The sequence below is a fragment of the Trinickia fusca genome (genome assembly GCF_003628145.1).
Taxonomy (GTDB): domain Bacteria; phylum Pseudomonadota; class Gammaproteobacteria; order Burkholderiales; family Burkholderiaceae; genus Trinickia; species Trinickia fusca.
In genome coordinates this window covers 143,559-165,459 of sequence record NZ_RBZV01000002.1, presented here as the reverse complement: position 1 = coordinate 165,459, position 21,901 = coordinate 143,559, and the positions used below count along the sequence as shown (strand labels likewise).

General features: G+C 63.0%; 24 protein-coding genes. 15 read left to right on the top strand and 9 right to left on the bottom strand.

The window, feature by feature from the left end; translation table 11 throughout:
• Positions 1-26 precede the first annotated feature (26 nt).
• From D7S89_RS05320 to D7S89_RS05310, 3 genes are read right to left on the bottom strand one after another with little or no spacing between them, the layout of a single operon-like run.
• Positions 27-875 carry a double zinc ribbon and FHA domain-containing protein gene (locus D7S89_RS05320; RefSeq protein WP_121276378.1) on the bottom strand — a complete coding sequence of 283 codons (849 nt, stop codon included), beginning with the start codon at positions 873-875 and terminating at the stop codon, positions 27-29.
• Between the two features lie 15 nt (positions 876-890).
• Positions 891-2,174, bottom strand: coding sequence for a VWA domain-containing protein (locus D7S89_RS05315; protein ID WP_121276376.1), 1,284 nt, complete (start codon positions 2,172-2,174; stop codon positions 891-893).
• A gap of 23 nt (positions 2,175-2,197) precedes the next feature.
• Entirely contained in the window at positions 2,198-3,289 is a 1,092-nt protein-coding gene (locus tag D7S89_RS05310) for a toxic anion resistance protein (RefSeq protein WP_183085104.1), read from the bottom strand.
• 446 nt (positions 3,290-3,735) lie between these two features.
• Here D7S89_RS05310 and D7S89_RS05305 point away from each other — a divergent pair, with 446 nt between their 5' ends.
• Entirely contained in the window at positions 3,736-4,488 is a 753-nt protein-coding gene (locus D7S89_RS05305) for an AAA family ATPase (RefSeq protein ID WP_121276372.1), read from the top strand.
• A gap of 26 nt (positions 4,489-4,514) precedes the next feature.
• Here the strand turns inward: D7S89_RS05305 and D7S89_RS05300 are convergent, their stop codons facing one another.
• The 3 genes from D7S89_RS05300 to D7S89_RS05290 are packed head-to-tail and all read right to left on the bottom strand — an operon-like array spanning position 4,515 to position 8,001.
• Positions 4,515-6,638, bottom strand: coding sequence for a 2Fe-2S iron-sulfur cluster-binding protein (locus D7S89_RS05300; protein ID WP_121276370.1), 2,124 nt, complete (start codon positions 6,636-6,638; stop codon positions 4,515-4,517).
• A 25-nt stretch (positions 6,639-6,663) separates the two neighbouring features.
• Positions 6,664-7,305, bottom strand: a complete 642-nt coding sequence (locus D7S89_RS05295) for a glutathione S-transferase family protein (protein ID WP_121276368.1) — start codon at positions 7,303-7,305, stop codon at positions 6,664-6,666.
• A 27-nt stretch (positions 7,306-7,332) separates the two neighbouring features.
• Positions 7,333-8,001, bottom strand: a complete 669-nt coding sequence (locus D7S89_RS05290; RefSeq protein ID WP_121276366.1) for a DsbA family protein — start codon at positions 7,999-8,001, stop codon at positions 7,333-7,335.
• Between the two features lie 110 nt (positions 8,002-8,111).
• Here D7S89_RS05290 and D7S89_RS05285 point away from each other — a divergent pair, with 110 nt between their 5' ends.
• Complete coding sequence (locus tag D7S89_RS05285) at positions 8,112-9,044, top strand: LysR family transcriptional regulator (RefSeq protein WP_121276364.1); 933 nt, start codon at positions 8,112-8,114, stop codon at positions 9,042-9,044.
• Between the two features lie 72 nt (positions 9,045-9,116).
• Here the strand turns inward: D7S89_RS05285 and D7S89_RS05280 are convergent, their stop codons facing one another.
• The 3 genes from D7S89_RS05280 to D7S89_RS05270 are packed head-to-tail and all read right to left on the bottom strand — an operon-like array spanning position 9,117 to position 10,933.
• Entirely contained in the window at positions 9,117-10,091 is a 975-nt protein-coding gene (locus tag D7S89_RS05280) for a hypothetical protein (protein ID WP_121276362.1), read from the bottom strand.
• Positions 10,084-10,581: a DUF6932 family protein gene (locus D7S89_RS05275; protein ID WP_147426595.1), complete on the bottom strand. Its 498-nt coding sequence runs from the start codon at positions 10,579-10,581 to the stop codon at positions 10,084-10,086. Before D7S89_RS05275 ends, D7S89_RS05280 begins: the two co-directional genes overlap by 8 nt.
• The gene (locus D7S89_RS05270) at positions 10,538-10,933 is read right to left on the bottom strand and encodes a helix-turn-helix domain-containing protein (protein WP_121276358.1); all 396 of its coding nucleotides are present in this window, start codon (positions 10,931-10,933) and stop codon (positions 10,538-10,540) included. The genes D7S89_RS05275 and D7S89_RS05270 overlap by 44 nt, the downstream gene beginning before the upstream one ends.
• 421 nt (positions 10,934-11,354) lie before the next feature.
• Between D7S89_RS05270 and D7S89_RS05265 the strand changes: the two genes are divergently transcribed.
• From D7S89_RS05265 to D7S89_RS05210, 13 genes are all read left to right on the top strand, one after another.
• Positions 11,355-11,627: a hypothetical protein gene (locus tag D7S89_RS05265; protein WP_121276356.1), complete on the top strand. Its 273-nt coding sequence runs from the start codon at positions 11,355-11,357 to the stop codon at positions 11,625-11,627.
• Positions 11,624-12,022 (top strand): helix-turn-helix domain-containing protein, encoded by a 399-nt coding sequence (locus tag D7S89_RS05260; protein ID WP_121276354.1) that lies wholly within the window; start codon positions 11,624-11,626, stop codon positions 12,020-12,022. Before D7S89_RS05265 ends, D7S89_RS05260 begins: the two co-directional genes overlap by 4 nt.
• A 39-nt stretch (positions 12,023-12,061) precedes the next feature.
• Positions 12,062-12,466, top strand: a complete 405-nt coding sequence (locus tag D7S89_RS05255) for a hypothetical protein (RefSeq protein WP_121276352.1) — start codon at positions 12,062-12,064, stop codon at positions 12,464-12,466.
• Between the two features lie 568 nt (positions 12,467-13,034).
• The gene (locus tag D7S89_RS05250) at positions 13,035-13,607 is read left to right on the top strand and encodes an ABC transporter permease (protein WP_121276350.1); all 573 of its coding nucleotides are present in this window, start codon (positions 13,035-13,037) and stop codon (positions 13,605-13,607) included.
• A gap of 9 nt (positions 13,608-13,616) precedes the next feature.
• Positions 13,617-13,796 carry a DUF2635 domain-containing protein gene (locus D7S89_RS05245; protein WP_121276348.1) on the top strand — a complete coding sequence of 60 codons (180 nt, stop codon included), beginning with the start codon at positions 13,617-13,619 and terminating at the stop codon, positions 13,794-13,796.
• Entirely contained in the window at positions 13,793-15,286 is a 1,494-nt protein-coding gene (locus D7S89_RS05240; RefSeq protein WP_121276346.1) for a phage tail sheath subtilisin-like domain-containing protein, read from the top strand. The genes D7S89_RS05245 and D7S89_RS05240 overlap by 4 nt, the downstream gene beginning before the upstream one ends.
• Before the next feature lie 67 nt (positions 15,287-15,353).
• The gene (locus D7S89_RS05235) at positions 15,354-15,734 is read left to right on the top strand and encodes a phage tail tube protein (RefSeq protein ID WP_121276344.1); all 381 of its coding nucleotides are present in this window, start codon (positions 15,354-15,356) and stop codon (positions 15,732-15,734) included.
• On the top strand, positions 15,731-16,057 hold the full coding sequence (locus tag D7S89_RS05230) for a phage tail assembly protein (RefSeq protein WP_121276342.1): 327 nt from the start codon (positions 15,731-15,733) through the stop codon (positions 16,055-16,057). Before D7S89_RS05235 ends, D7S89_RS05230 begins: the two co-directional genes overlap by 4 nt.
• Positions 16,058-16,199: 142 nt before the next feature.
• Complete coding sequence (locus tag D7S89_RS27365; protein ID WP_183085103.1) at positions 16,200-18,071, top strand: hypothetical protein; 1,872 nt, start codon at positions 16,200-16,202, stop codon at positions 18,069-18,071.
• Positions 18,068-19,546 carry a DNA circularization protein gene (locus D7S89_RS05225; RefSeq protein WP_183085102.1) on the top strand — a complete coding sequence of 493 codons (1,479 nt, stop codon included), beginning with the start codon at positions 18,068-18,070 and terminating at the stop codon, positions 19,544-19,546. Before D7S89_RS27365 ends, D7S89_RS05225 begins: the two co-directional genes overlap by 4 nt.
• Before the next feature lie 43 nt (positions 19,547-19,589).
• A complete protein-coding gene (locus D7S89_RS05220; RefSeq protein WP_121276338.1) occupies positions 19,590-20,753 on the top strand; it encodes a phage baseplate assembly protein in 1,164 nt (387 codons plus the stop codon).
• Positions 20,753-21,394 (top strand): phage baseplate assembly protein V, encoded by a 642-nt coding sequence (locus D7S89_RS05215; protein WP_121276337.1) that lies wholly within the window; start codon positions 20,753-20,755, stop codon positions 21,392-21,394. The genes D7S89_RS05220 and D7S89_RS05215 overlap by 1 nt, the downstream gene beginning before the upstream one ends.
• Positions 21,395-21,430: 36 nt before the next feature.
• Entirely contained in the window at positions 21,431-21,901 is a 471-nt protein-coding gene (locus D7S89_RS05210; protein WP_245982709.1) for a phage GP46 family protein, read from the top strand.

The window sequence follows — 21,901 nt, the reverse complement described above, 5'->3', positions numbered from 1 at the left end:
TTTCCTTCTTATGCGTGAGAACGGGATCAGCGCGCTTCGACGAATACGCGGGTCCACATTCCGAGCGTGAACTGGTCGCCTGGTTTCACTGGCTTTTCGATACCCGCATCGAGCGGTGCACCGTTGTGAAGCGTGCCGTTGGACGAGCCGAGTTCGAGCGCGGTGTAGCCACCGGAGGCCGTCCGCACGAATTTCAGGTGTCGACGTGAAATACCCGGATCGTGGATGACGATCTCGGGGTGGATACCTTTCCCCTCGTATTGACGGCCGAGCGTGTTTTCGTCGAGATCCAGATGGAAGACCTTCGGCGGTGTGTCGATCGGGCAGGGCGTGTCGGGCGAGGGTTCGACGTAGAGCGAGGCGTCGACGACGATGCGCAGCTTCAGTCGCTGGGCGCCGACATCGGCGCTCGAGGCGGGCACAGCGGCGACACCGGCCGGTGCAGACGCGGCAGCTGTTGCTGCCGCCAGTGCGATGTCGGTCTCGACGAGATCGTCGCTAACGCGATCAGCCGTCGGAGCGGCGGTAATGGCTGCGGGCGTGTCGGCTGCCGGGCTTGGCGTGGTGTCGTCACCTGTCACAGTCGAAGCCACTGGGGGCGGCGTGGATGCTTCGCCCGGTGTGGACGCAGCAAGTCCGGAGAACGATTTGCCGGCGACGAAATCGTAACGACATACTTCACAAAATCGCGCGCCCGCGGGCCGCGGCGTCAGGCAGTCCGGACAGTTTTGCGCGTTGCCGCCGGCTGCTGCGGGCGGCGTCGCCGAGGCCGGGACGCCGCGCAGCACAGAGGCTCCCTTTTGCATGGGGGTGCCGCATTCGGAGCAGAAGTCGGCATCGGTGGACACGTGGCCTTTCGGGCAAACAAGATTCATTGCGATCCTCGCGACTCAGGCGTGTTCACCAGCCACCGGGGCAGCGCCACTGCTCCGGCGCACCGTGCGGGTACCGCCCAGCTCGAGCTCCATCTCGGCACCTTTGTCCGCGCGTTTCAGTCGAACCGTGCCGGCTGTTGCGTCCACGACGTCCACGACCTTCTTCAGACGACGCGTGACTTCCTCGTTGCCGGACTGGGCCGCAATCTGTGCCGCGCGACCGAGAAGCCGCGTGGCGAGATCTTCATCGCCTTGAGCCTTCGCCTCGAGACCTTCTTGAATCGAAGCAGCCAGTTCGGACTGGCCGTTGTAATGCGCCACCTCCTTGACGATCCGGGTCGTCAGCGCGGCGTCCTCGGACCAGGCGACCGCAATCGGGCCGCAGTCGACCTTGATTTCGTCCGAGCCATCCTGGTACACGACCGCTGCCCGGCACGCGAGGATCTCGTCGCCGATCGCTCCCGCCGGGAGTTGAAACGCCACCTGGTAGTCGCGGGTTTCGGCGCCCCACGATCCCAGCGGCACATGGATCGTCTTGTCGTCCACGTGCACGGCCAGGGGGAGCAGGTCGGCGATCTCGGGGCTCATCTGTTTCACGGTCGTGACTTTCACGACCTTGGGCGACCAGAGCTTGAGCGTCGCGTTGGCAATCCCCTTGGAGAGCGAGCGCGCCAGGAACGCTTGAAAATCCCGCTCGAGGCCAGCCGGGTCGGGGATGGCGTCTGCCGTGCCGAGCAGGGCAGAGGCGATACGACGCAATTGCTCGGGCTTCCAGTCCGTGCCGATGCCGCGGCACTCCGCTTGGAAAACTCCCTTGCAGTCCGCGAGGACCTGGGGGAGGAGTTCGTTGTCGTCGGGATTGTTGTCGCCGTCTGTTTCGAAGTAGACGCTTGCGATCTCGGCGCCACTGCTCTGAACTTCGCGCAGGGCGAACTCGAGGCCGCGCGACATGGCGGTGCTGCCGCCGGCATCGAGATTCTGGATCGAATGATGGGCGCGCTCCCGGTTGGCGGCAGTGGCAGGGCAGGCTCGAACCACGACCGTTGCCGTGCCCGAGAAGGCCACCACGAAAAACCAGACGTCCTCCGGCAGCATATCGATGCCGCGTCGGGCGGCGAGCTTCGCCTGCGTGAGTTTTTCACCTCGCATCGAGCCGGAAACGTCGAGGACAAAGCCGACGACCTTCCGATTGGTCGACGTCGATACCGCCTTCGTATCGGACGTCACGGTCAGGACTGCATCGAGTCGCGTTTCCCCGGCGGGCAGGTACGGGTTGAAGAATCCTTGAATCTGAAACATCGTTTCTCCGCGAGCGGGTTGGATTACTGTGCCGATGATGGCGAGACGAATCGGTTGCCGGCCTCGATCAGCCCCTCCTTGAAACGGGTGTTCAGCCCCGAGAGGTCTTCAAGTGCCTTGACGCGTTTTTGCGCGTTGGCTTCGTCGATTTTTTCGCCGAGCCGGATCGTCTCGAGCAACTTGTCGGCTGACTGCGCAAGGGCGGCTACATCGGCCGCGAAATCGCCTTGGCTTTCCTTCGCGGCGAGATAGGTCGTCTGCAACTGGTCGCTTGCGATGCCGTCGAGCTCGCGTCGGAGGTCGCGGCGCATCTGGGTGTCGTGCGATGCGTTGGCGATCTTGCCGAGCGCAGCGACGCGAATGATGGCGCTCTTCAGGTCGGGCAGATCGAACAGGATGCTGTCCATGAGATTGTTCATCTCGATGAAGGCGGCAGTCTGCGTCGTCCTGATCTCGGGTACGACGACGATCGAGCGAGTGTGGCCGAGGTGAACCCGTACGACTCTGGCCTCGAACGCGTTCAGGCGCTCCGCGAAGTCGCGCAGGCGCGTAATTTCCAGGACGTTCTTCGTCTCGAGCGCTTTATCGCGGCGGTCCTGGAATTCGACTCGGGCCCGCTTGATGATGATTTGCCCGGCCGCCATATACAGTTCGAGATTTTGAATGTGCTCGATCGTGTTCTCGACGAGCCGGTCGAGCTTGTCGTTCCACGAGCGGATCTCCACCATATCCGACTGAGCCTTACGCAGGATCGCATCGAGGTGATCGGAGATTTCCTTGCTTTTCTCGTGGAGCGCGCGCAGTGCGGAAAACCAGCCGCCGACGACGGGGAGCTTCCCGAGCGCGCTCGCGATGCCTCCGCTGTCTTTGATCTCTGCCTGTACCTTCGTCAGGTTCAGATCCTTGAGCGTCGTGGCGAGCGCCAGGGTGATCTCGCCGGCACGACCGGTTTGATTGGTCCGCAACCCGGTGAGCAATTCGTCCAGATGGGCGCTCAAGGCTTGCTGAGCGTCGGCGCCGAATGTCAAAAGACTGTTCGTGTCGTCAAAGGCCACGCTCGCTACGATTTGATTGACGCGGGTGACTTGTTCGCTGCTCAACCTGCTCAGGTCCATCTGATGTTCAGGCTTTAGTTCGTAGGTGAGTGCCGGTATGAGGGAGGTGCCCGGGGCCGTTACCGCAGAGGTTCCCGGTTCTTCTAGGTTTTTTTCCACAAATTTCCTTTCACTCGGTAATGTTGTCGCCATAAAGGCGCCATAAACAAGTCCGCGGCCCCGTGATCTTTGCGCGCGGCTTTAGGTCGTCGTTGCCGATCGGCCTGAATGGAGATGCTAATTTCCGGGGTATAAAAGTAATGTAAAAATACGCGTCGCGTCGAGGAAGTGGTTCTCGGTCGAATGCTTCCCGTAAGCTAGGTAAGCGTCTGCAGAGGGAGGTAGCACGTGGGCGCTTCATTGCACGGTGCGCCGCGCGATAGACAGCTAGGGCGCAGCGATTAATGGAGGCTCCACCCAGTGCAAATGCTTAAAATGGCTGCCACACGGGCCCATCGTCGGTAGCCATGATTTCCACTCAGTACATCAGCCGAATTACCTTACAGCGCGACAAAATCGACTCGTTCGAGCGATATCCATTTTGTTTGCCGTCCGTTCGCGCGCTCGAGACGCTAGAGCCGCATCCGAAAGTAACGTTCTTCATTGGCGAGAACGGCTCGGGTAAATCGACGCTGCTCGAGGCGATTGCCGTGGGGATGGGTTTCAATCCCGAAGGCGGCACGAAGAACTTTCGCTTCGGCACACGCGCCTCGCATTCGAATCTCGTCGATTATCTTAGGATTGCAAAAGGAATAAGGAAGCCGCGCGACGGCTTCTTTTTGCGCGCGGAGAGCTTTTTCAACCTTGCCACCGAAATCGAGCGGCTCGATGACGAGCCGTCTTTCGGGCCACCGATCATCAATTCGTACGGCGGCCATTCGCTGCATGAGCAGTCGCATGGCGAGTCTTTCATGGCGCTGTTGATGAATCGCTTCGGTGGGAGGGGCTTGTATCTGCTCGACGAACCGGAGGCGGCCTTGTCGCCTCAGCGCCAGCTCGCCGCGCTCGCGCGCATTCACGATCTGGTCGTCGACGATTCACAGTTCATCATCGCGACGCATTCGCCGATCCTCATGGCGTATCCGGATGCCTGGATCTATCAGTTCGACGCGGATGGCGTTTCGCGTGTCGCTTACGAAGACACCGAGCACTATCAGGTGTTGCGTGCTTTTTTCGCCAATCCGCAGCGCATGCTGCGCAATCTGTTGGATCCGCAGTGATGCGCTGCCGTTGACGATGGCCGATGCTATAGATCGAGCGCCACGCGTATGCGCTGTCCGTTGTCCGTCGATGAAACATCGCGCTTCGGCATGGCGCAGCAGATCAGCACTTCGTCGGCGGCGGGCTCGGCCGTCGGCTGCATGCGGTAAGTGACCTCGCCGTCGAGCAGGCGAGTCGCACAGGTGCCGCAGTTTCCCGCGCGGCAGCTGTAGAGCGGGTCGACGCCAGCCGATATCGCCACGTCGAGCAACGACCGATGCTCGCGCGTCCACAGCGCCTGTTTGCCGGACTTCACGAATTCGACGACAGTACCTTCGAGCCTGGCGTCCTCATGCGGTTGGGCATGAGGAGGCGGCTCGGCAGGGCCGGTCGAGCCGAACGCTTCTTGCTTGATCCGCTCGTCGCGTATGCCTATCGAGCGCAACGCGTCGGCCAGCGAGCGCAGGAAGTCGAGCGGCCCGCACAAGTAGAAGTCGTAATCGTCGAGTGGCAGCAGCTGCTTGATCAGCGCAAGGTCGACTCGCCCGACGCTGTCGTGCGTTTCGCCGATGCGATCAGTTTCATCGGGCGTGCTCAAGCGAAGATGCACCGAGAGGTTCGGATAGCGTGCGGCCAGCGCGCGCACGTGCGGGCCGAAAGCCAGGGCACGACCGTCGCGTGCGCCGTGAATGAAGTGAATCGGATGCGGATAGCGCGAGCGGCCATCGTTGACGAGCACCGTGTTGAGCATCGCGATCATCGGTGTGACGCCGACGCCGGCCGACAGCAGCACCACCGGACGCTTCGATTGCAGGTCCAGCGTGAACGTGCCGCTTGGGGCGCGCGCCTTGATCGTCGTACCCACGCGCGCTTCATCGTGCAGCCAGCGCGATGCCGTGCCGTGCGCTTCACGCTTGACGCTGATGCGATAACCGTGGCCGTTCGGTGCATCCGACAGCGTATACGTGCGTACGACGGGCGACGCTTGGCCGGGTACGTCGAGCCGGATCGGCAGGAACTGGCCGGGCTTGTGAGCCGGCACGGCTTGTCCGTCGGTCGGCGTCAGATAGAACGAGCGAATCAGCGTGCTCTCGTCTTCGATCCGCGTAATGACGAACTCGCGATCACCGTGCTTGGGAGCGTGTTCGGCCTCGAGGCGGCGTGCGGCCTCGCTCCACGAGCCCGTGCGCGCGAGCAGCGGCGACAGCTCGGCCTCTCCCCAGCGCAACGGCAGCACATTCGCCACGCGCAGTGCCGTCTTGATGTGAAAGCGAAAGAGTCGCTCGGCGCCGGCAAAGGCCTCGACCTCTTCGCCATCCCAAACGATCTGCGCTTCGACCGCCAAGTAGAGGAGATCGCCGTTCGCGAAGTCGATGAACAGCAGGCCGGCCCGCGGATTCACTTGCAGGTTGCCGATCGTATTGAAGAAGAAGTTGCCGACGAAGTCGGGCACCGTCAACGTCTGCGCGTCGTCGATGCGCACGAAGCCGGGCTTGCCGCCACGATGCGACACGTCCACGCCATGCTCGCGAGCAGGCGACGTGCCGCCCGCATCACCGGTGAATGCCGTCGCGATGAAGAGCGTATCGGCGTTCGCGACGAGCGCGTGCATGGCGTCATCGAGACGATCGGTGCGAAAGACGGGCTGCGGCGCGTTGCGTTCGGCCTCGTCGCCGACGAACATCGGTTTGCGCGCTTGAATGTATTGCGGACAGTTGCCGTAGCTTTGGCTGACTCCGACGGAGAAGCCGTTTGCATCATGACGGACGACGGTGCCGTTCATGCGGTTGCGCCGCCGCGTATGCGGCTCGATGCCGAGCAGGCCGATCGACGCGCCGGCTTTGAGCGTGCCGTGCAGCGGATCGGCGAAGCCTGCCGCAGCATGCACGTCCAGTTGCCGCGCGTGCGGCGACGAGACGAACCCCGGCTCACCGGTCAGCACCGATGCCCACGGCTGTCCGGCTTCATCCATCGTACCGACGATCAGCAGCGGCAGTTGCGCGAAGAATTGCCGATGCTGGTCGGGCATGAAGTCGCGGATGCCGCGGCGTGCCTGCACGTTCATCTTCTCGAGCACGCCGACGCGCGCTTGGACGGCGCGCTCGCCGCGGTGAAACGGCGATTCGGCGAAGGGCCAGCCGGGCGGGGCTGCAAGCGGAGTCGTCGACATGAAAGGCCTCCCGTCGGTTGAGCGGCTAAGCCGCCAGCGCGACGCGCGTGGCGCGCATCGGCACGAAGCCCGGCAACGCTTCGATGCGCGCGAGCCAGCTGCGCACATGCGGATAGGCCTCGAGCGATACGCCGCCTTCGGGGGCATGGGCGATGTAGGCGTAGTGCGCGAGATCGGCGATGGTCGGATGCTCGGCGGCGAGGAACGTATGCGCCGTCAAATGTCCGTCGAGCATGGCGAGCAGACGATGCGCGCTGGCTTTGGCCGCTTCGTGATCGCGCGGCAGGCCGAACACGGTGACGAGCCGTGCACTCATCGGCCCTTGTACGAGCTCACCGGCGGCGAGCGACATGAACCGTTGCACGGCTGCCGCGCCGATGGGGTCGCGAGGCAGCCAGCGTTCGTCTCCGTAGCGCGTGGCGAGGTAGACGAGGATCGCTTGCGAATCGGTCAGGACCAGCGTGCCGTCGCGCAGCACCGGTAGTTGCCCGAGCGGGTTCAGCGCGAGAAACGGCGGCTGCTTGTGCTCGCCGGTCCGCAAGTCGATGTCGACGAGCGTGGCCGGCAGGCCAAGCAGAGACAGGAACAGCTCGACGCGATGCGAGTGGCCCGACAGCGGATGACGATACAACACGATCGGTGCGGCAGTGGGCGTAGGTGTAGACATAATTCGTTATCCTTATGGAGTCGTTGTTCAAATGTTGTTAGAGACGAGTGAGTCGACGGCGGACAGCAGAATCTCGGCGCCGCGATACAGCGGGGCGCCATGTACGACGTGTTCGTTGCGGCCGATCGACACGACGAGTGCCGGCACGCCGTTGCTGGCGATGCGTGTCATCAGCGTGCGAGCTTCGCCGATGCGTGCCGCCGTCGTGTTGTCCAGCGTGCGGCCGTGGGCCACGCGTGTGGCGAATTCGGGCGCGTCGATATCGAGCGAGGCAGCCAGGTCGGCCAACACATCGGCACGCGTAATGTCGCGCCCATCGACATAGCGCGCACGCTGCAGCTGGTGCAAATAGGCGAACTCGCGGGCCGGAGCAGTCTCTCGCACGAGCGTGAGCGCGCGCGTCGCCGGCAGCGAGTCGACCGCACTACCGTGCGCGCCCAGCACGTCGTCGCGATAGGCCTGCGAAAACGGCAAGCCGGTCAGGCGCGCGATGCGTTCGTCGTTGCTCCAGAAGTGATGAGCGAGGGTGGGCGACAGCCGCATCGGTTCGTCATCGGCGAACAGGCCCCACGGCAGCATGTCGAGGGCAAGACCGTAGCGCTCGGCAAGGCCCGCGATCGCCGGCGATGCGGCGTAGCACCACCCGCACAGCGGATCGAAAACATAGCGGATGCGAAGGTCGGAAGCGATGGACATAGTGACTTTGCGTAATTCGTTGATCGATGACGCGCAGATTAACGACCCCCGAACGTTTCGATAAGATGGATAATGATGGTTTGTTAGTCCATCCAAATTGGACAATCGACATGTCGAACCTCCACGAAGTCAACTTGAACCGTCTCGTCGTGTTCGTGACGGTGGTCGAAACGGGCTCGCTGACGGCCGCTGCGCTCAGGCTCGGGCTAGCGAAGACGATGGTCAGCACGCATATGCAGCGGCTCGAAGCGGAGGTGGGGGCCAGCTTGCTCGTGCGCACGACGCGGCGTCTGAGCCTGACCGATGCGGGCGAGGCATTCTACGAGGCGAGCCGGCGCATCGTGCGCGATGCCGAAGAGGCGATCGAGGCGGCGGGCCAGGACACCGTCGAGCCGCGCGGCACGTTGCGGGTGACGGCTTCGGTCGTGTACGGGGCGACCGTCGTCGCCCCGGTGGCCGTCGCGTTGCGTAAGCGCTACCCGGCGCTCAAGATCGATCTGCTCGTCGGCGATCATCTGTCCGATCTCGTGAACGAAGGCATCGACGTGGCGGTTCGCATCGGCAGGCGGCTGGCCGATTCGAGTTATCAGGCGGTGCGCATCGGCGGCTTTGCGGACTGGCTCGTCGCGCATCCTGGTGTGTTCGGCGGGCGTGGCGCACCGAAGACGCTCGATGCGCTGGTCGATTATCCGTTCATGTCACTGTCGGCATTGCAGCAGCCCCTGACGTGGACGTTCGAGCATCGCGATGGCGGCAAGCAGACCGTGCGTTTCGAGTCGTCGATGTCGGCCAACAGCGCCTACGCGCTGTGGATGGCCGCGCTCGCGGGTGGGGGGCTGGCGGTGTTGCCTGACTTCATCGTCGCGGCCGATGTTGCGGCGGGACGGCTCGTGCGCGTGCTGCCCGAATATTCGCTGCCGAGTGGCGGCATTCACGCGTTGTTTCCGGCGTCACGCCACCGGCCCAGGAAGATTCGCGTGTTCGTCGAAGCATTGAAGCAGCATGTCGACGACGTTTGGGGAGAATCGGTGCGCGCCACCTGACCGGATTCCCGGACCCGCCCATAAGAAAGGCCCGCGCGAGGCGGGCCTGATATCGATGAGCAGGGATGGAGACTACGAATCTTCGTCGTTGTCGTCGAGGTCCAGCGACGGCTGGGGCGAATCGCCCCCTGCCACGCCGATCAGCGAGTACTTTTCGATCATGCCGTCCCCGGCGGGACTGAAATAGCGTGCGGCCTCGACATCGAGCGAGACACGATCGGCCATGCGTAGCGACTGGATCAAATGGTATTGCGCCGGCGTGAACTTGATCTTGATCTTCCGGCCGAGGCTGTCGGCATGGATATCGAGCCGGCCATCCTCGCTGAGCAGCGCCACGGAGCCTTCCACGCGAATATGCGACCACTGCATGTCGTCGGCGCCCGTCAGCAAGCTGCGCACGCGCACGATCTCGTCGACGCGGCCTTGCCAGATCCAATCGCGGTCGGGCACATCCCACGTGAACTCGACGGCCAGCCCCTCGTCCTCGAGGATATCGAGTAGTTCGCCGAGCTTCTTGGCCGATTTCAGGCCGACGTCGTGCAACTGCTCGTAGAACTCGTCCGGGGTCTTCGCGTTGAGCAGCTTGAACTGCTTGATGAGCGTATCGGCCAGCAGTGATTCGCCCGCCAGATCGGGGTGCGTGTTGCCCGTGAAATAAAGGCGCGTCGAGCCCGGCGCGAGGCCCTGGAGCCGGAAGTCGATCTCGTCGGCGACGTCCTGCGCGATGCCGCGCTTCTTGTCGGCACCATAGCGGCTGCGATGGGCGGCAGCGGCGATCCAGTCGTTGAGCGGGCCGGCCAGCCGTGCGAGCAGCTTCAACGGAATGCTGCCGCGATTGACCTTCTCGCCGAACAGTCGCCATTGGAACACTTCGACGCGTTCGGTTGCGCGCGCCCGCGCGAGCGCGCGCTCCAGTTCGTTGACGTGCGCGGCCAGCGGGCTCACGAAGAAATCGCCGAGCTCGTCTTGGGTGCTGCGCTGTCGTTCGTTTTCGAGTTGCTCGCGCGCGGCAGCGAGTTGTCGCTCGAGATCCTGCGCGTTAGCCATGATGGATCCTCATGATCGGGATGCCCTTCGGGGTCCTTCGATCTTCGCAATGCCCGTACCAACGAGACCAGTAGTCGCACCGATCTACGTTCTCCGAAGCAATGTAATAAACGTCGCAATGATAATTCGCTTTCAGGAACGGCTTGCTGCTCAGCCAGCTCTTGAGCTCGCCGCGCCCCTGCGGCGTCATTTGCAGCAGCGGCTCCCGATCGAACAGGATGACGAGGTCGGCATCGTCAGGGTCGACTTTATTCGTCGTGAACGATCCGTCAAGCCAGATTTCCCCTGTAACGGGCCAGCGCGCCAGATCGTCGGAAAAGCGCAGGAAGCCGTCCCAGATCATCTGCCTCCGGCTCGACAGCGGAAATGCCGCCACCGTGCGGTTGAACAGAGCGGACTGGTCGAGACGATGAAAGCCGGGCGGAAACAGAGGGGTTAAATGGGGCTCAGCGCTTGTTTGCCAGGTATTCGATGTAGTTGACTGCTTCACGTTGTTTTTCTGCAGGCAGGTCCAACAGTGCATCGGCGGCGGCCTGGACCGCTTTCGATGCCCGCTCGTATTTCTTTTGGTAGGGCGTGGGTTCGCCGAAGAAGTCCGCGAGCTCGTCGTCCTTCATCGGGCCGCGGCCCTCGCTGAGCCATTCGGCGCGCACCCCGAGGAAATTGGCCAGACGCAGGACCGGATCGGCCTTCAGGCTTTGCGTCGTGCCCTTGTACCAAAGGCTGACAGCGGCCGACGACACGCCGGCCGCCTCCGCGAGTTCCTTCTTCAGTAGCTTGCGCCCGGTCGCGCTTTCGTACGCGGCCACCGCAGCCATCAATCTGTCCACGAACATCTTCATTTAAGCGAGCTTAACTTGTTTTGAATTAAGTATGCTTGACTGTTCAAAGTAAGCGTGCTTAAATACACCCATGGACGCACTTCTTACCCGCTCTAACGCCCGCCGTGGAGTCCCCCGCAGCTACAGCCTGCGGGGGAGGTGGGAGGTCAAGGCGGCGATCGGGCCACCCGACGCGAAGCGGCGGGATCGTTCGATGCTCTGACGCTGATTCAGGCGCCGTTCAAGTCGGCTTGATTGCTCGATGTGCCCGGCATGAAATTAGTACACCGAATCAAAAAACATGAAGGACGGTCTCGATATGGAGTCGACGACCGGGAACCTACTCGACCCCGCGATTTGAGCGCTTATTCGTGCGGTGTCGGCCTTTGAGAGAGAGGTCATTGTGCAACAACAAATCACCAGCCGCGGCGTTTCGCGCCGTATGACGAAGACGCAATACGAAGCGCATGACGCGATGACGCCCACGAAGCTGTGCTACACCCAGCAGCTCGTGATGAACTGCTTTACCGACCGCGACCAGCTGTATACACGCGAAGACGTCGCGTCGCTCACGCATCTGAAACTCTCGAGCGTGTGCGGCCGCGTGCGCGAACTGCTCGATATGGGCCATCTCGTCGTGCGTTCGGCGCGCAAGGATCTCGCGACGCAGAGCCGTCAGCAGCTGCTGGGGCTGCCGCTCAAGGAGGCCCAATGAGCGTCGTCGACCATCGCATGCAGTTCGGCTCGCGGCGCATCTGCGAGTTCTTGCTGGCGCACCCCGGCGCGACGCGCCGGCAGGTGTCGGAGGGGCTCGGCAGCATCTACGTCACGGTCAAGAAGACGCTCGCGCAGCTCGAGCGCAACGGCTATGTGAAGCGCGAGGGCGACTATTCGTCGACGTTCACGCTGACGGGCAAGTCGTTTCCGCCCTCGGTCGAATGCATGCCGCGCGCTCGGCCCGAAGCGAAGGCGAAGACATGGGCACCCGCGGCCATCAAGCGCGGCGAACTGGAACGGATCTTGTTCGACATGGTGCGCCTGGGTTGCAGCGAACGCGAATACGAGCGTGAGTGCGAAGACGAGGCGTGGCTGCTCGAAGCGGCAGCTTGACGCGACACATCGATACGAACACTAAGAGAGGGACCGGCTATGACGCGTGAACAAAGCGAACAGATCGAGGCATTGCTGTCGATGTGGTATCGGTGGCAAATCCGTCAGTCGCAGGCGGAGATCCTTGCACACTACTATCACACCGAGGACGGCTCCTGCCGCGGCTATGAAACGCCCTACGGCGAAGACGACGAGGAAGATGCCTACGCGACGCTCGACGATCGTCAATCGGAGCAGGTGCAGATGTGCGTCGATGCGTTGCCGATCGAGGCGCGTGCGGCCATCTCGGTGAGTATGCGCAACAAGGAATGCGGGAGCTCGGTCTGGCGCAGCGCGCGTGCCGGCGAGCAGCATGCCGTTTATCAGGCGGCCAAGGCGCGCCTGCTGCCGATGTTCGCTGCCCGCGGCCTGTTGCGACTGCAGGAGCAGGTGTGCGCGGCGTGAGCCGAATGAGCCGCATTTGCCGCATGTGCGAAGAGGAGGGCGTCGCCGAGATGGGTACCTTGCTTGACGATGCCATCATTCATTAAAGTGTTGCTCATGCCGCTGCGTTACAAGAAGCCCGCTTGTCGAAAGACAGCGGGCTTTGCGCTATATATGAGAGCAGTCGTTCGGTGTGGTGAGGTAAGGATGGATACCTTGCTGTGACGCGAGCCACTGCGCTACAGTAACGACTCGGATCACTGCATCTGCAAAACGAATGGCCCACCGCTCGCAAGACGGTGGGCCTTTTCCGTTTACATGCCAACGCATGCTTCTAACGCTTGAAGGATGAGAGCATGCGCGGCGCGATCGAGAATCGATACGTTGTGAAATCGGGGCGACGCGGTTACATTGATTTCCGAGCCGTTGCGCCCAACCAAAGCCCGCCAGTCGAAAGACGGCGGGCTTTTGCGTTATGGGGCAGCCAATCGTGCGGCGTCACGATATGGACGCTTCTGCCGATCGACATCTATGAGGGGATATGCGTCATGAGCCATACCGTTCGTACTCCTATTGAAAAGAGCCAGACATGACGACATCCGCCGATATTCGCCAGGCGGTCGTCGCCGCGTTGACGGGCGCCACCGACGCCGGCTCGGCTGTCTATTCGCCGTTCGACTGGCCGAGTACGCCGAGCAGCTATCCGGTCGTGCTGGTCAGTGCGCCGAGCGAGCGCAAGGTCTCGCAGGGCCGCTATGCGCCGTTGTTCACCGTGACGACGATGGTGCAGATCATCGCCTGCACGCAATCGCCCACGCAGACGGGCAATGCGGGCCTCGGCGTGGCGCTCGCCGCCGCCGAAAAAATCAAGGCGCAGATCGAAACGGCGCTGATCAACAACCCCGCCGTGTGGGCCGATCCGAACGGCGGGCAGCGCGTTCAGCAGTTTCTGTCGGTGGATTCCCAGTTCACCACGAGCTCGGCTGGCTCGTTGCCGACGGCTCAGTTGACGATGAATTTCGCGATCGAGTTTACGCAAAGTCCGGCCGATTTCTACCCGATTCCGAGCACCCCACTCGCTGGGTTCAATGCCGGAGTGCAGCAACCCGCAGGAACCGTCGCACCCGGTTTCTCGATCAGTTTTCCAACCTCCACTTCTTAGGAGTGAAGCATGCGCATCAAACCTGCGCCGGGCCTGAGCGTCAGGAACCCGGCCGACAAGCAATTGTTGTCCGTGGACGGCATCGACGTTCCCGATGGCGACATTTTCTGGACCAAGCTTCTCAATGACGGCGACGTCGTTCTCGTGACGACCGAAGCCGCTCCCGCCAAGGAAGGTGATCACGCATGAGTACGATTCCGTTCAAAGTCACGCCGGCCGGCCTGCGTCTGCCGGGCTCGTTCTTCGAGCTCGACAACTCGCAGGCCAACACGGCGCAAGCTAATCAGCGCGCGCTGATCATCGGCCAGATCACGGCCGCAGGCGTGGCGACGCCCAACGTTCCGCTGATCTCGGGCGGTGTCGGCGATGCGACGCTGCAAGGCGGCGCGGGTTCGATGCTGGCGACGATGACGGCGGCTTATCGCCTGAACGACAGCTTCGGCGAAGTCTGGTATCTGCCGCTCGCCGATGCCACGGGTGCAACGGCGGCAGCCGGTTCGATCGCGTTCACGCAAGCGCCGACGGCCAACGGCACGCTGTCGCTGTACATCGCGGGCCAGCTCGTGACGGTGCCGGTCACGGCCGGCGAAACGACGGCTGCGATTGCGACGGCCGTTGCTGCGGCGATTGCGCTCGTGCCGACGATGCCGGTAACCGCTGCGGTGGCCACGGGTGCGACGAACACCGTCACGCTGACGGCCTTGCACAAGGGCCTGTGCGGCAACGAAATCGACATCCGCTTCAACTACTACGGCACGAAGGCCGGCGAATCGACGCCGGCGGGCCTGACCTACACGATCACGGCCATGTCGGGTGGGGCGACGAATCCGTCGCTGGCGACGGCGCTCGGTAATCTGGGCAACATGACGTTCGACTTCATCGTGTCGCCGTACACCGATGCCGCGTCGCTCACCTCGCTGCAACAGTTCCTCAACGACCAGACGGGCCGGTGGAGCTGGTCGTCGCAGCTGTACGGCCACGTGTTCATGGCCTATGCGGGTACGTTCGCGGCGCAGACGACGTTGGGCCTCGCGCAGAACAACCAGCATCAGACGGTCATGGGCTTCTCCGGCAGCCCGACGCCGAGCTGGCTCTGGGCAGCGGCGCTCGGTGCACAGGCAGCGGTCAGCGTGCGTGCCGATCCTGGCGTGCCGCTCCAATATCTGCCGCTTCGCGGCGTGCTGGCGCCGCCCATTCAGTCGCAGTTCCTGGCCAACCAGCGCGAGACGCTGCTGTACGACGGCATTTCGACGTTCCTCGTGCAGCAGGACGGTACCGTGCTGACCGAGAACGTCGTCACGACGTATCAGTTGAATGCTCAGGGCGTGCCCGACAACAGCTACCTCGAAGTCGAGACGATGTTCCAGCTGATGCTCGAGATTCGTACGCTGCAGGCGATGCTGTCGTCGAAGTACGCGCGCTGCAAGCTCGCGAACAACGGCACGCGTCCCGCCGCGAATTCGGGTCTCGTCACGCCGGCCATGATTCAGGCCGACATCATTGCGCTGTATCAGGAGCGCGAGGCGGCCGGTTATGTGCAGAACAGCGCGGCCTTCGCGCAGGCGCTCGTCGTGAACAAGAACCAGACGAACCCGAATCGCGTCGACGTTCTGTGGCCCGGCACGCCGGTCAACCAGATGCGCACGTTCGCGACGCTCGTTCAGTTCCGACTCCAGTAAGCCGGATCGCCATTCATTGCATTGAGGCCGCCTGCGGGCGGCCTTTTCGTTATTTCGGAGATTACGCATGTCCAGCAATCTGATTGCCGGTATCGCCCAAGTATCGGTGAACGGTACGACCTATCAGTTGGAAAGCAGTGCTAAATACAGTCCGGCTACCGTCAAGCGCGAGGCCATGATCGGCCAGGACGGCTTTCACGGCTGGAAAGAGACGCCGGTCACGGGCTCGATCACGTTGTCGATCCGTGACGCCGCCAGCCTCAGCGTCGCCAGCTTCAGCGCGATGCGCAACGCGACGGTCGTGCTGCAGCTCGCGAACGGCAAGGTCGTGACGGGCCGCAACATGGCCACCACTGAAGTGAAGGAAGTCGACACCGAGAACGCCAAGTTCGAAGTCAAGTTCGAAGGCCCGCAAGTGTCCGAACAAACCGTGTCGGTGGGCGCATGAGCAAGCGAGACATTCCTGACGAACTCGTTGTCGAACTGGGCCAGCCGATCACCATGAGCGGTGGCGACGACTCGACGACCTATACGGAACTCGTGTTGCGCGAGCCGAACGTTTCGCAGCTGAGTCAGTTCATCAAGAAGACGCAGAAGGAAAACGCTGTCGACGCGATGAAGTTTCTGATCTCGGCGGTGGCGGATGTGCCGCTGCCGGTGATGGAGCGCGTCGGCGTGCGTGACTTCTATAAGGCGCAGCAGTACCTCGTGGCGTTCATCACGCCGCCGGACGAGGACGATCCGGAGGGAAACGCGGGGGGCTCCCAGTAACCTGGGAGCACGTCGTCAAGGCGACGGAATACTTCTGGGGGTGGCAACCGAGCGAGACCAAGCGACTGACATGGAGCGAGGTCAGGGAGTACGCGCGGTATGCCGCCGCTATTAAACGAACGATGGATGGTGGGGTGGCGGCATGGGCGAATTAGACGCGGTCGTCGATGGGGTGGTGGCCGCTGCCGAAAGCGTGACCGGCGTGGTGGAGGACATTACCGGGTCGGTCGAGAAGGCTTCGGGCAGCGTCACCGAACTTGGCGAGAAGGCGCCGAGCCGGCTCGACAAGCTGAAGGAAGGCTTCAAGAGCATAGGCGAAGCCGCGAAGAAGGCGGGCGAGCAGATTGTCGGCGTGATTCCGGGCCTGGAGGGGCTCAAGGACTTTACTTCGCTATCCGGGCTCTCGAAGCTCGCGCAAGACTTCGGTAAATTCAGCGCCGATCTCGACTTGGCGTCACGCAAGATCGGCATGAACACGCAGTCGCTGGCAGCGTGGCATGCGGCGGCGAAGGCGGCCGGCATGACGACGAAGGAGTTCGACGACGGCATGTCGAAGTCGCAGGATGCGATTCGCGCAGCGGCGCACGGCGAAGCACCGGAGACCGCCGCCATGATGCGCAAGCTTCATGTTCGCACCGCGCACAATCGCGACGGCTCGATCGACTATCTGACGACGCAGCAGCGTTTGATGACTTCGATACATCGGATGCCGAACGTCGTGGACCAGCGCGACGCTGCAGAGAAGACCGGCACGGCAGATTGGCTGCCGATGATGCAGCAGGGAACGTGGAACGAAGACAAGGCGGAGGCGTATCGACGCGGGCTGGTGCCGACTTCGGAGGAGGTCGCGCGAGCGAAGGACTTCAATGACGACGTCGACAAGCTCACCGAGTCGGTCGAGGATCTCGGCAATCGCATTGGCTTTGCGCTGATGCCGGTGCTCGATCCGGTCGTCAAGAAGCTCGCGCAGTGGTTCGATGCGAACCGTGCCCAGATCGCAGACCAGATCGCGACGGCCGTCCAGAAGTTCGTCAACTGGATGTCGAACCTCGACTGGGACAAGATCGGGGGGATGGCCAGCAGCGTGTACAACGCTTTAGGTGGGGCAAAGGGCGTCGCTATTGCGATTGCTGCGATTTCGTTCGCTGGCCCGATCGCCAGTGCGCTGAAGCTGATCGGCGCTTTGACGTCGCTGGTGACCGCTGTGCTGCCGGCGATTTCGTTTTCCGGCCTGATCGCTGGCGCGTCATCGCTGATCGGCATGCTGACTTCGCTGGCGGCCACCGTGCTGCCGGAGGTCATCGCGGCCATGGCGCCGTTGTTAGCACCGGTAGCACTTGTCGCGGGGCTATCTTGGGGAGCGTTGAAAGTCGCGAAATGGGCAGGGCTGCCTGACACCAACGTCGCGAAGGGAGCCGACGACGTGCGCGGGGGGCAATGGCTCGCTGCGTCGGCTCATCTTCCGTTGGGCGATTTTGTGCAGGCGCTGTTGGCCAAGGCATCCGGTAAGTCCAACGACGAAATTGCGCAGATGCTCAAGGCAAGTCAGGCGCAAGACGGGAAAGCGCCGGCAAGCAAGCCGCAAGCCGGACAACTCGCGCCCGACTCAAACGCCGGCTATGCCGCGGACCAAACGATGTTCGGCACGACAAAGCCTTACCGCGACATGCTCAACGCGAAGCGGCAAGGTACTGGGGGCGCCGAGGCGGCATTCAATGAGAGCTTGCTCGGCATTGGCCCGTCGGGACTGTTGTTGACTGGTCGACGGCCGCTCGGTCCTGTCGCGCCTCAGGGGGCGCCTGTGCAGTCGCCGCTGTCAGGTACAGCACCGGCCTGGCCAATCGGCAACGCTCCGGCGGCTACGGTCGCACGGCCTGCAGGCGAAGTCGCGCTACGCGTGACCTTCGACAACGTCCCCGCGGGCACCCGCGTCGAAGCACGCTCGCCATCGGGCGCGCATTTCCCGACCAAAATCAACTACGCCATGGGCGGCGATATGAGGGGATTGCCGTGAACATCATCGACAACGCAATATCCACCGCAGGCAAGGTCGGCGCACTCGCGAACGAGACGACGAGCGTCGTGGGCAGCATCGGTAGGCTCACGAACGCGATCGCCAACGGCACGATCGGCCAAGATCTTTCGCCTAAAACCTGGCGCGATTTGCTGCAGAAGGCCAGCTTCGCGGGCGTGCCGTTCGCTGTCGAATCGGTCCGCACGACAGCGGGACGCAAGACGGCGGTGCACGACTACCCGTTCCGCGACGATGTCTGGGTCGAAGACCTCGGCAAGAAGGCCCGGCAGTTCGAAGTACAGGGTTTTCTCGTCGAAGACGATGCGGTCACCGGGGGCGGCCAAGCCAACGCGCAGCGCAACGCGTTGTTGGACGCGTGCGAAAAGGGTGGGCCGGCCAAGCTGGTGCACCCGACGCTCGGCACGATCGAGAACGTCGTATGCCTGAGCATCGACATCGAAGAGCGCGCCGACCTGGGCGGCGTGTTCTCGTTCCGTCTGTCGTTGACCGTGTCGGGTAAAGAGCAGTATCCGAAGCCAGCGCCGGCCAAGCAAGATGACGTTCACGAACACGCGAAGTGGGCCTGGGTGGCCGCCGTCCAGGACTTCGTCCGCAAGACGGAGGACAAGATCAAGTATGGCGCGGAGGTCATCCAGAAAAACCTCCAGACGGCGCGCGCCTGGTACGACAGGGCCATGAAGGTCGTCAATGACGTCAAGCGCGTGATCGGCTCGGTGTCGACGCTGGTAGGCGATTTCGGGCGGCTTTTCGGCGGCGGCAACAACGGCTTCGCCGGTTCGAACTTTCCGGCGCAGATCGATAAGACGGTCACGGACTTGCTCGGGGCTGCCACGGCCACGCGCAATACCGTGATTTCGGCGGGCGCAATCTTGCGGGCGGCTGCGGCCAACCCGAGCGATGCCGAGACGTTCGGCTCGGCCGCACAGACGCTCGTGTCGGCCGTAGCCGCTGCCGCGAACGATCCGGCCGATGCCGTGCGCATGGTCAGCAACCTGGCGCAGTACACGCCGACGCCGGTCACGACGCCGGGCCCGATCGGCGAGGCAATGGCCGACATGCAAGTGGCGTCGGCCGCGCTGTTTCGCCGCGTTGCGCTCGCCCAGCTCGCCGTGACCCTGACGACGTACCAGCCGTCCTCGCGCGACGATGCGACCGCCGTGCTGTCGTCGGCGCTTGCGCTCATCGATACGGAGATCGCGACGGCGGGCGACACGGGCGACGACAACACGTATCAGGCGCTGCGCGGGCTGCGGCAAGCGGTCGTGGCCGATCTCGGCTCGCGCGGTGCCGACCTGGCGGCTGTCGCGACGTTCAGCTTTCAGGCCTCGCTGCCGTCGCTCGTGCTGGCGACGCGTATCTATCGCGATCCGTCACGCGAGCCCGGTCTCGTGCAGCAGATCGAGCCGATTCACCCGGCATTTTGCCCGACGACGTTCGACGCGCTGGCCAGTTAGGGCGGCGCGTCAGCGCGTCGTCTTCATCATGGAGTAGCAGTGCATGACCGACGAACTACGCTTGACGGTGGGGACCAGCACGCCCGGCAATAGCGGCGTGACGAACTCGCGCAACATCAGCGGATGGACGAGCGTGCGCGTGCAACGGGGGATCGAGCGTTGCCCGTCGAGTTTCGACATTTCGTTCACCGAGCTATACCCGGGCGCAGCCGATCTGCTCGTGCAGCCCGGTGACGCTTGCCAGGTGTTTCTCGGCAACGACCTCGTGCTGACCGGCTACATCGACCGCTATCAGCCGGCCTATAGCGGACGCGATCACACGATCTCGGTTTCGGGGCGCAGCAAGTGCCAAGACATCGTCGACTGCTCGGCGCATTGGACGAACCATCAACTTCCCAAGCTCACTGTGCCCGATATTGCCAAGCTCTTATGCAAGGCATATGGCGTGGAAGTGAGTGTGCTCAACGGCACGAACGTCGGTGAGCCGATCGCGCAGACGAACATCTCGCCTGGCGAGTCGATCTACGACGTGCTCGAGCGAGTCTGCCGCTATCGAGGTCTGCTGTTGTTCGACGACGTGAACGGCAACCTCGTGCTCGCGAGCGGCAGCAACGGCGGTAACGATGGCGAGGGCAACAGCACCGGTAGCAGCGGCAGCAGCACAAAGGCGGCAGGTACGACGCCAACGGCTTCTGGTACGTTAAAGGAAGGGGTGAATGTGCAAGCCGCGTCGCTGACGTGGACGATGGACACGCGTTTTTCCGATTACGACGCGGTCTATCACGGCCTCGACACGCTGAAGGAGACTGGCGATGCCGGCAACGTCAAGGCATCGGTAAAGGACCCGGAGGTACCGCGTTTTCGCTATCGGGCGATCGTCGCGGAGAACGCGAGTGGCGGGGCACAGGTCGCCAAGCAGCGCGTGAACTGGGAGCTGGCGCGCCGCAAGGGGCGCTCGCAGCAGGTCAGCGTGACGGTCGGCAGCTGGCGCGATGCGAACGGTGTGCTGTGGACGCCGAACACGCTCGTGTCGATCGAGTTGCCGAGTCTGAAGCTCGAGCCCAAGACATGGCTCATTTCGGAAGTGACGTACCGACGCGATAACAATGGCACGAGCGCCGAGCTCGTCATCATGCCGCCCGAGGCATTCCTTCAAGATCCGACACAGAAGCCGCCAACCCGAAGACAAGATAAGAAGGTGAACTAATGGATTCGACAGCGATCGAGCGGCTGTTCCTGCGTGTGCGCGGACTGTTCGGACGTGGCCGCGTGACGTTCGTCGACGACTCGGGGCCCGTGCAGCAGATGCAGGTGCGCATGAGCGGCTTGGTGACGGCCGACAACCGACTGCGTGTGCCCGAGTTCGGATTCACCTCGAATCCACCGATCGGCTCCGACGCCCTGGTGCTGCATGTGGCCGGCGACCAGTCGGTGGGCGCGGTCGTCGCGACGAATCATCAGCCGTCGCGGCCGACGGGCCTCAAGGCCGGTGAGTCGATGCTCTACAGCCAGGACGGCAAGCAGATTTATCTGACGGCCTCGGGCGGCATCGTGGTGACGGCGCAGGGGCAGGACATCGTCGTCAATCAGGCGAGGAACGTCACGGTCAATTGCTCGGGGGATTTCACCGTGAACTGCGGCGGCAAGTTCAATGTCGTCGCGCCGGGCGGGGCGAACTTTCAGGCACCGCTGGTGGCGGCGAGCGGCGACATCCAGGACAACTCCGGCAGCAATTCGGCCACGATGAAGATCATGCGCGCCGACTACGACGCACACGAGCATCCGGTGCCGAATGTGCAGCCCGGCAACGGGACGACGACTACGGGCACGCCGAGTCCGACGATGTGACGCGGCCGGCCCCCCGATCTATGACAAGCCCGCTTGATGCGGGCTTTTTTTGTACTCACGGACATGGCCGACATCACGATTTCATGGGACGCCGCGCATCGCCGCGGCGATTGGACCTTGGACGGTCCCGTTCTCGCAACGGGCGACGATCTCGAGACCGCGATTCTGATCAGTCTGTTCACTGACCGAATCGCTCAGCCCGACGATGTGATTCCCGACGGCACCAACGATCCGCGCGGCTGGTGGGCCGACGACGACTTGCCGATCGGTTCGCGCATCTGGTTGCTCAGTCGTGCGAAGCAAACACGCGAGACGCTTCAGCGCGCTTACGACTACATCGCCGAGGCGCTGCGCTGGCTCATCGACGACGGCGTAGTGGCGGGTTTCGACATCCGGACGCAGTGGGTCAGCCGCGGCGTGCTCGGCGCGCAGATCATTGCCTACAAGCAGGACGGCACCTTATTGACGACAGGCCGCTATACGTGGGCCTGGCAGGGGATGAACTGA

What these genes read in the sequence shown, in the direction of transcription:
- D7S89_RS05320 (WP_121276378.1), bottom strand. Translation starts at nt 875, where the DNA reads ATGAATCTTGTTTGCCCGAAAGGCCACGTGTCCACCGATGCCGACTTC.
- D7S89_RS05315 (WP_121276376.1), bottom strand. Translation starts at nt 2,174, where the DNA reads ATGTTTCAGATTCAAGGATTCTTCAACCCGTACCTGCCCGCCGGGGAA.
- D7S89_RS05310 (WP_183085104.1), bottom strand. Translation starts at nt 3,289, where the DNA reads ATGGACCTGAGCAGGTTGAGCAGCGAACAAGTCACCCGCGTCAATCAA.
- D7S89_RS05305 (WP_121276372.1), top strand. Translation starts at nt 3,736, where the DNA reads ATGATTTCCACTCAGTACATCAGCCGAATTACCTTACAGCGCGACAAA.
- D7S89_RS05300 (WP_121276370.1), bottom strand. Translation starts at nt 6,638, where the DNA reads ATGTCGACGACTCCGCTTGCAGCCCCGCCCGGCTGGCCCTTCGCCGAA.
- D7S89_RS05295 (WP_121276368.1), bottom strand. Translation starts at nt 7,305, where the DNA reads ATGTCTACACCTACGCCCACTGCCGCACCGATCGTGTTGTATCGTCAT.
- D7S89_RS05290 (WP_121276366.1), bottom strand. Translation starts at nt 8,001, where the DNA reads ATGTCCATCGCTTCCGACCTTCGCATCCGCTATGTTTTCGATCCGCTG.
- D7S89_RS05285 (WP_121276364.1), top strand. Translation starts at nt 8,112, where the DNA reads ATGTCGAACCTCCACGAAGTCAACTTGAACCGTCTCGTCGTGTTCGTG.
- D7S89_RS05280 (WP_121276362.1), bottom strand. Translation starts at nt 10,091, where the DNA reads ATGGCTAACGCGCAGGATCTCGAGCGACAACTCGCTGCCGCGCGCGAG.
- D7S89_RS05270 (WP_121276358.1), bottom strand. Translation starts at nt 10,933, where the DNA reads ATGAAGATGTTCGTGGACAGATTGATGGCTGCGGTGGCCGCGTACGAA.
- D7S89_RS05265 (WP_121276356.1), top strand. Translation starts at nt 11,355, where the DNA reads ATGACGAAGACGCAATACGAAGCGCATGACGCGATGACGCCCACGAAG.
- D7S89_RS05260 (WP_121276354.1), top strand. Translation starts at nt 11,624, where the DNA reads ATGAGCGTCGTCGACCATCGCATGCAGTTCGGCTCGCGGCGCATCTGC.
- D7S89_RS05255 (WP_121276352.1), top strand. Translation starts at nt 12,062, where the DNA reads ATGACGCGTGAACAAAGCGAACAGATCGAGGCATTGCTGTCGATGTGG.
- D7S89_RS05250 (WP_121276350.1), top strand. Translation starts at nt 13,035, where the DNA reads ATGACGACATCCGCCGATATTCGCCAGGCGGTCGTCGCCGCGTTGACG.
- D7S89_RS05245 (WP_121276348.1), top strand. Translation starts at nt 13,617, where the DNA reads ATGCGCATCAAACCTGCGCCGGGCCTGAGCGTCAGGAACCCGGCCGAC.
- D7S89_RS05240 (WP_121276346.1), top strand. Translation starts at nt 13,793, where the DNA reads ATGAGTACGATTCCGTTCAAAGTCACGCCGGCCGGCCTGCGTCTGCCG.
- D7S89_RS05235 (WP_121276344.1), top strand. Translation starts at nt 15,354, where the DNA reads ATGTCCAGCAATCTGATTGCCGGTATCGCCCAAGTATCGGTGAACGGT.
- D7S89_RS05230 (WP_121276342.1), top strand. Translation starts at nt 15,731, where the DNA reads ATGAGCAAGCGAGACATTCCTGACGAACTCGTTGTCGAACTGGGCCAG.
- D7S89_RS27365 (WP_183085103.1), top strand. Translation starts at nt 16,200, where the DNA reads ATGGGCGAATTAGACGCGGTCGTCGATGGGGTGGTGGCCGCTGCCGAA.
- D7S89_RS05220 (WP_121276338.1), top strand. Translation starts at nt 19,590, where the DNA reads ATGACCGACGAACTACGCTTGACGGTGGGGACCAGCACGCCCGGCAAT.
- D7S89_RS05215 (WP_121276337.1), top strand. Translation starts at nt 20,753, where the DNA reads ATGGATTCGACAGCGATCGAGCGGCTGTTCCTGCGTGTGCGCGGACTG.
- D7S89_RS05210 (WP_245982709.1), top strand. Translation starts at nt 21,431, where the DNA reads ATGCGGGCTTTTTTTGTACTCACGGACATGGCCGACATCACGATTTCA.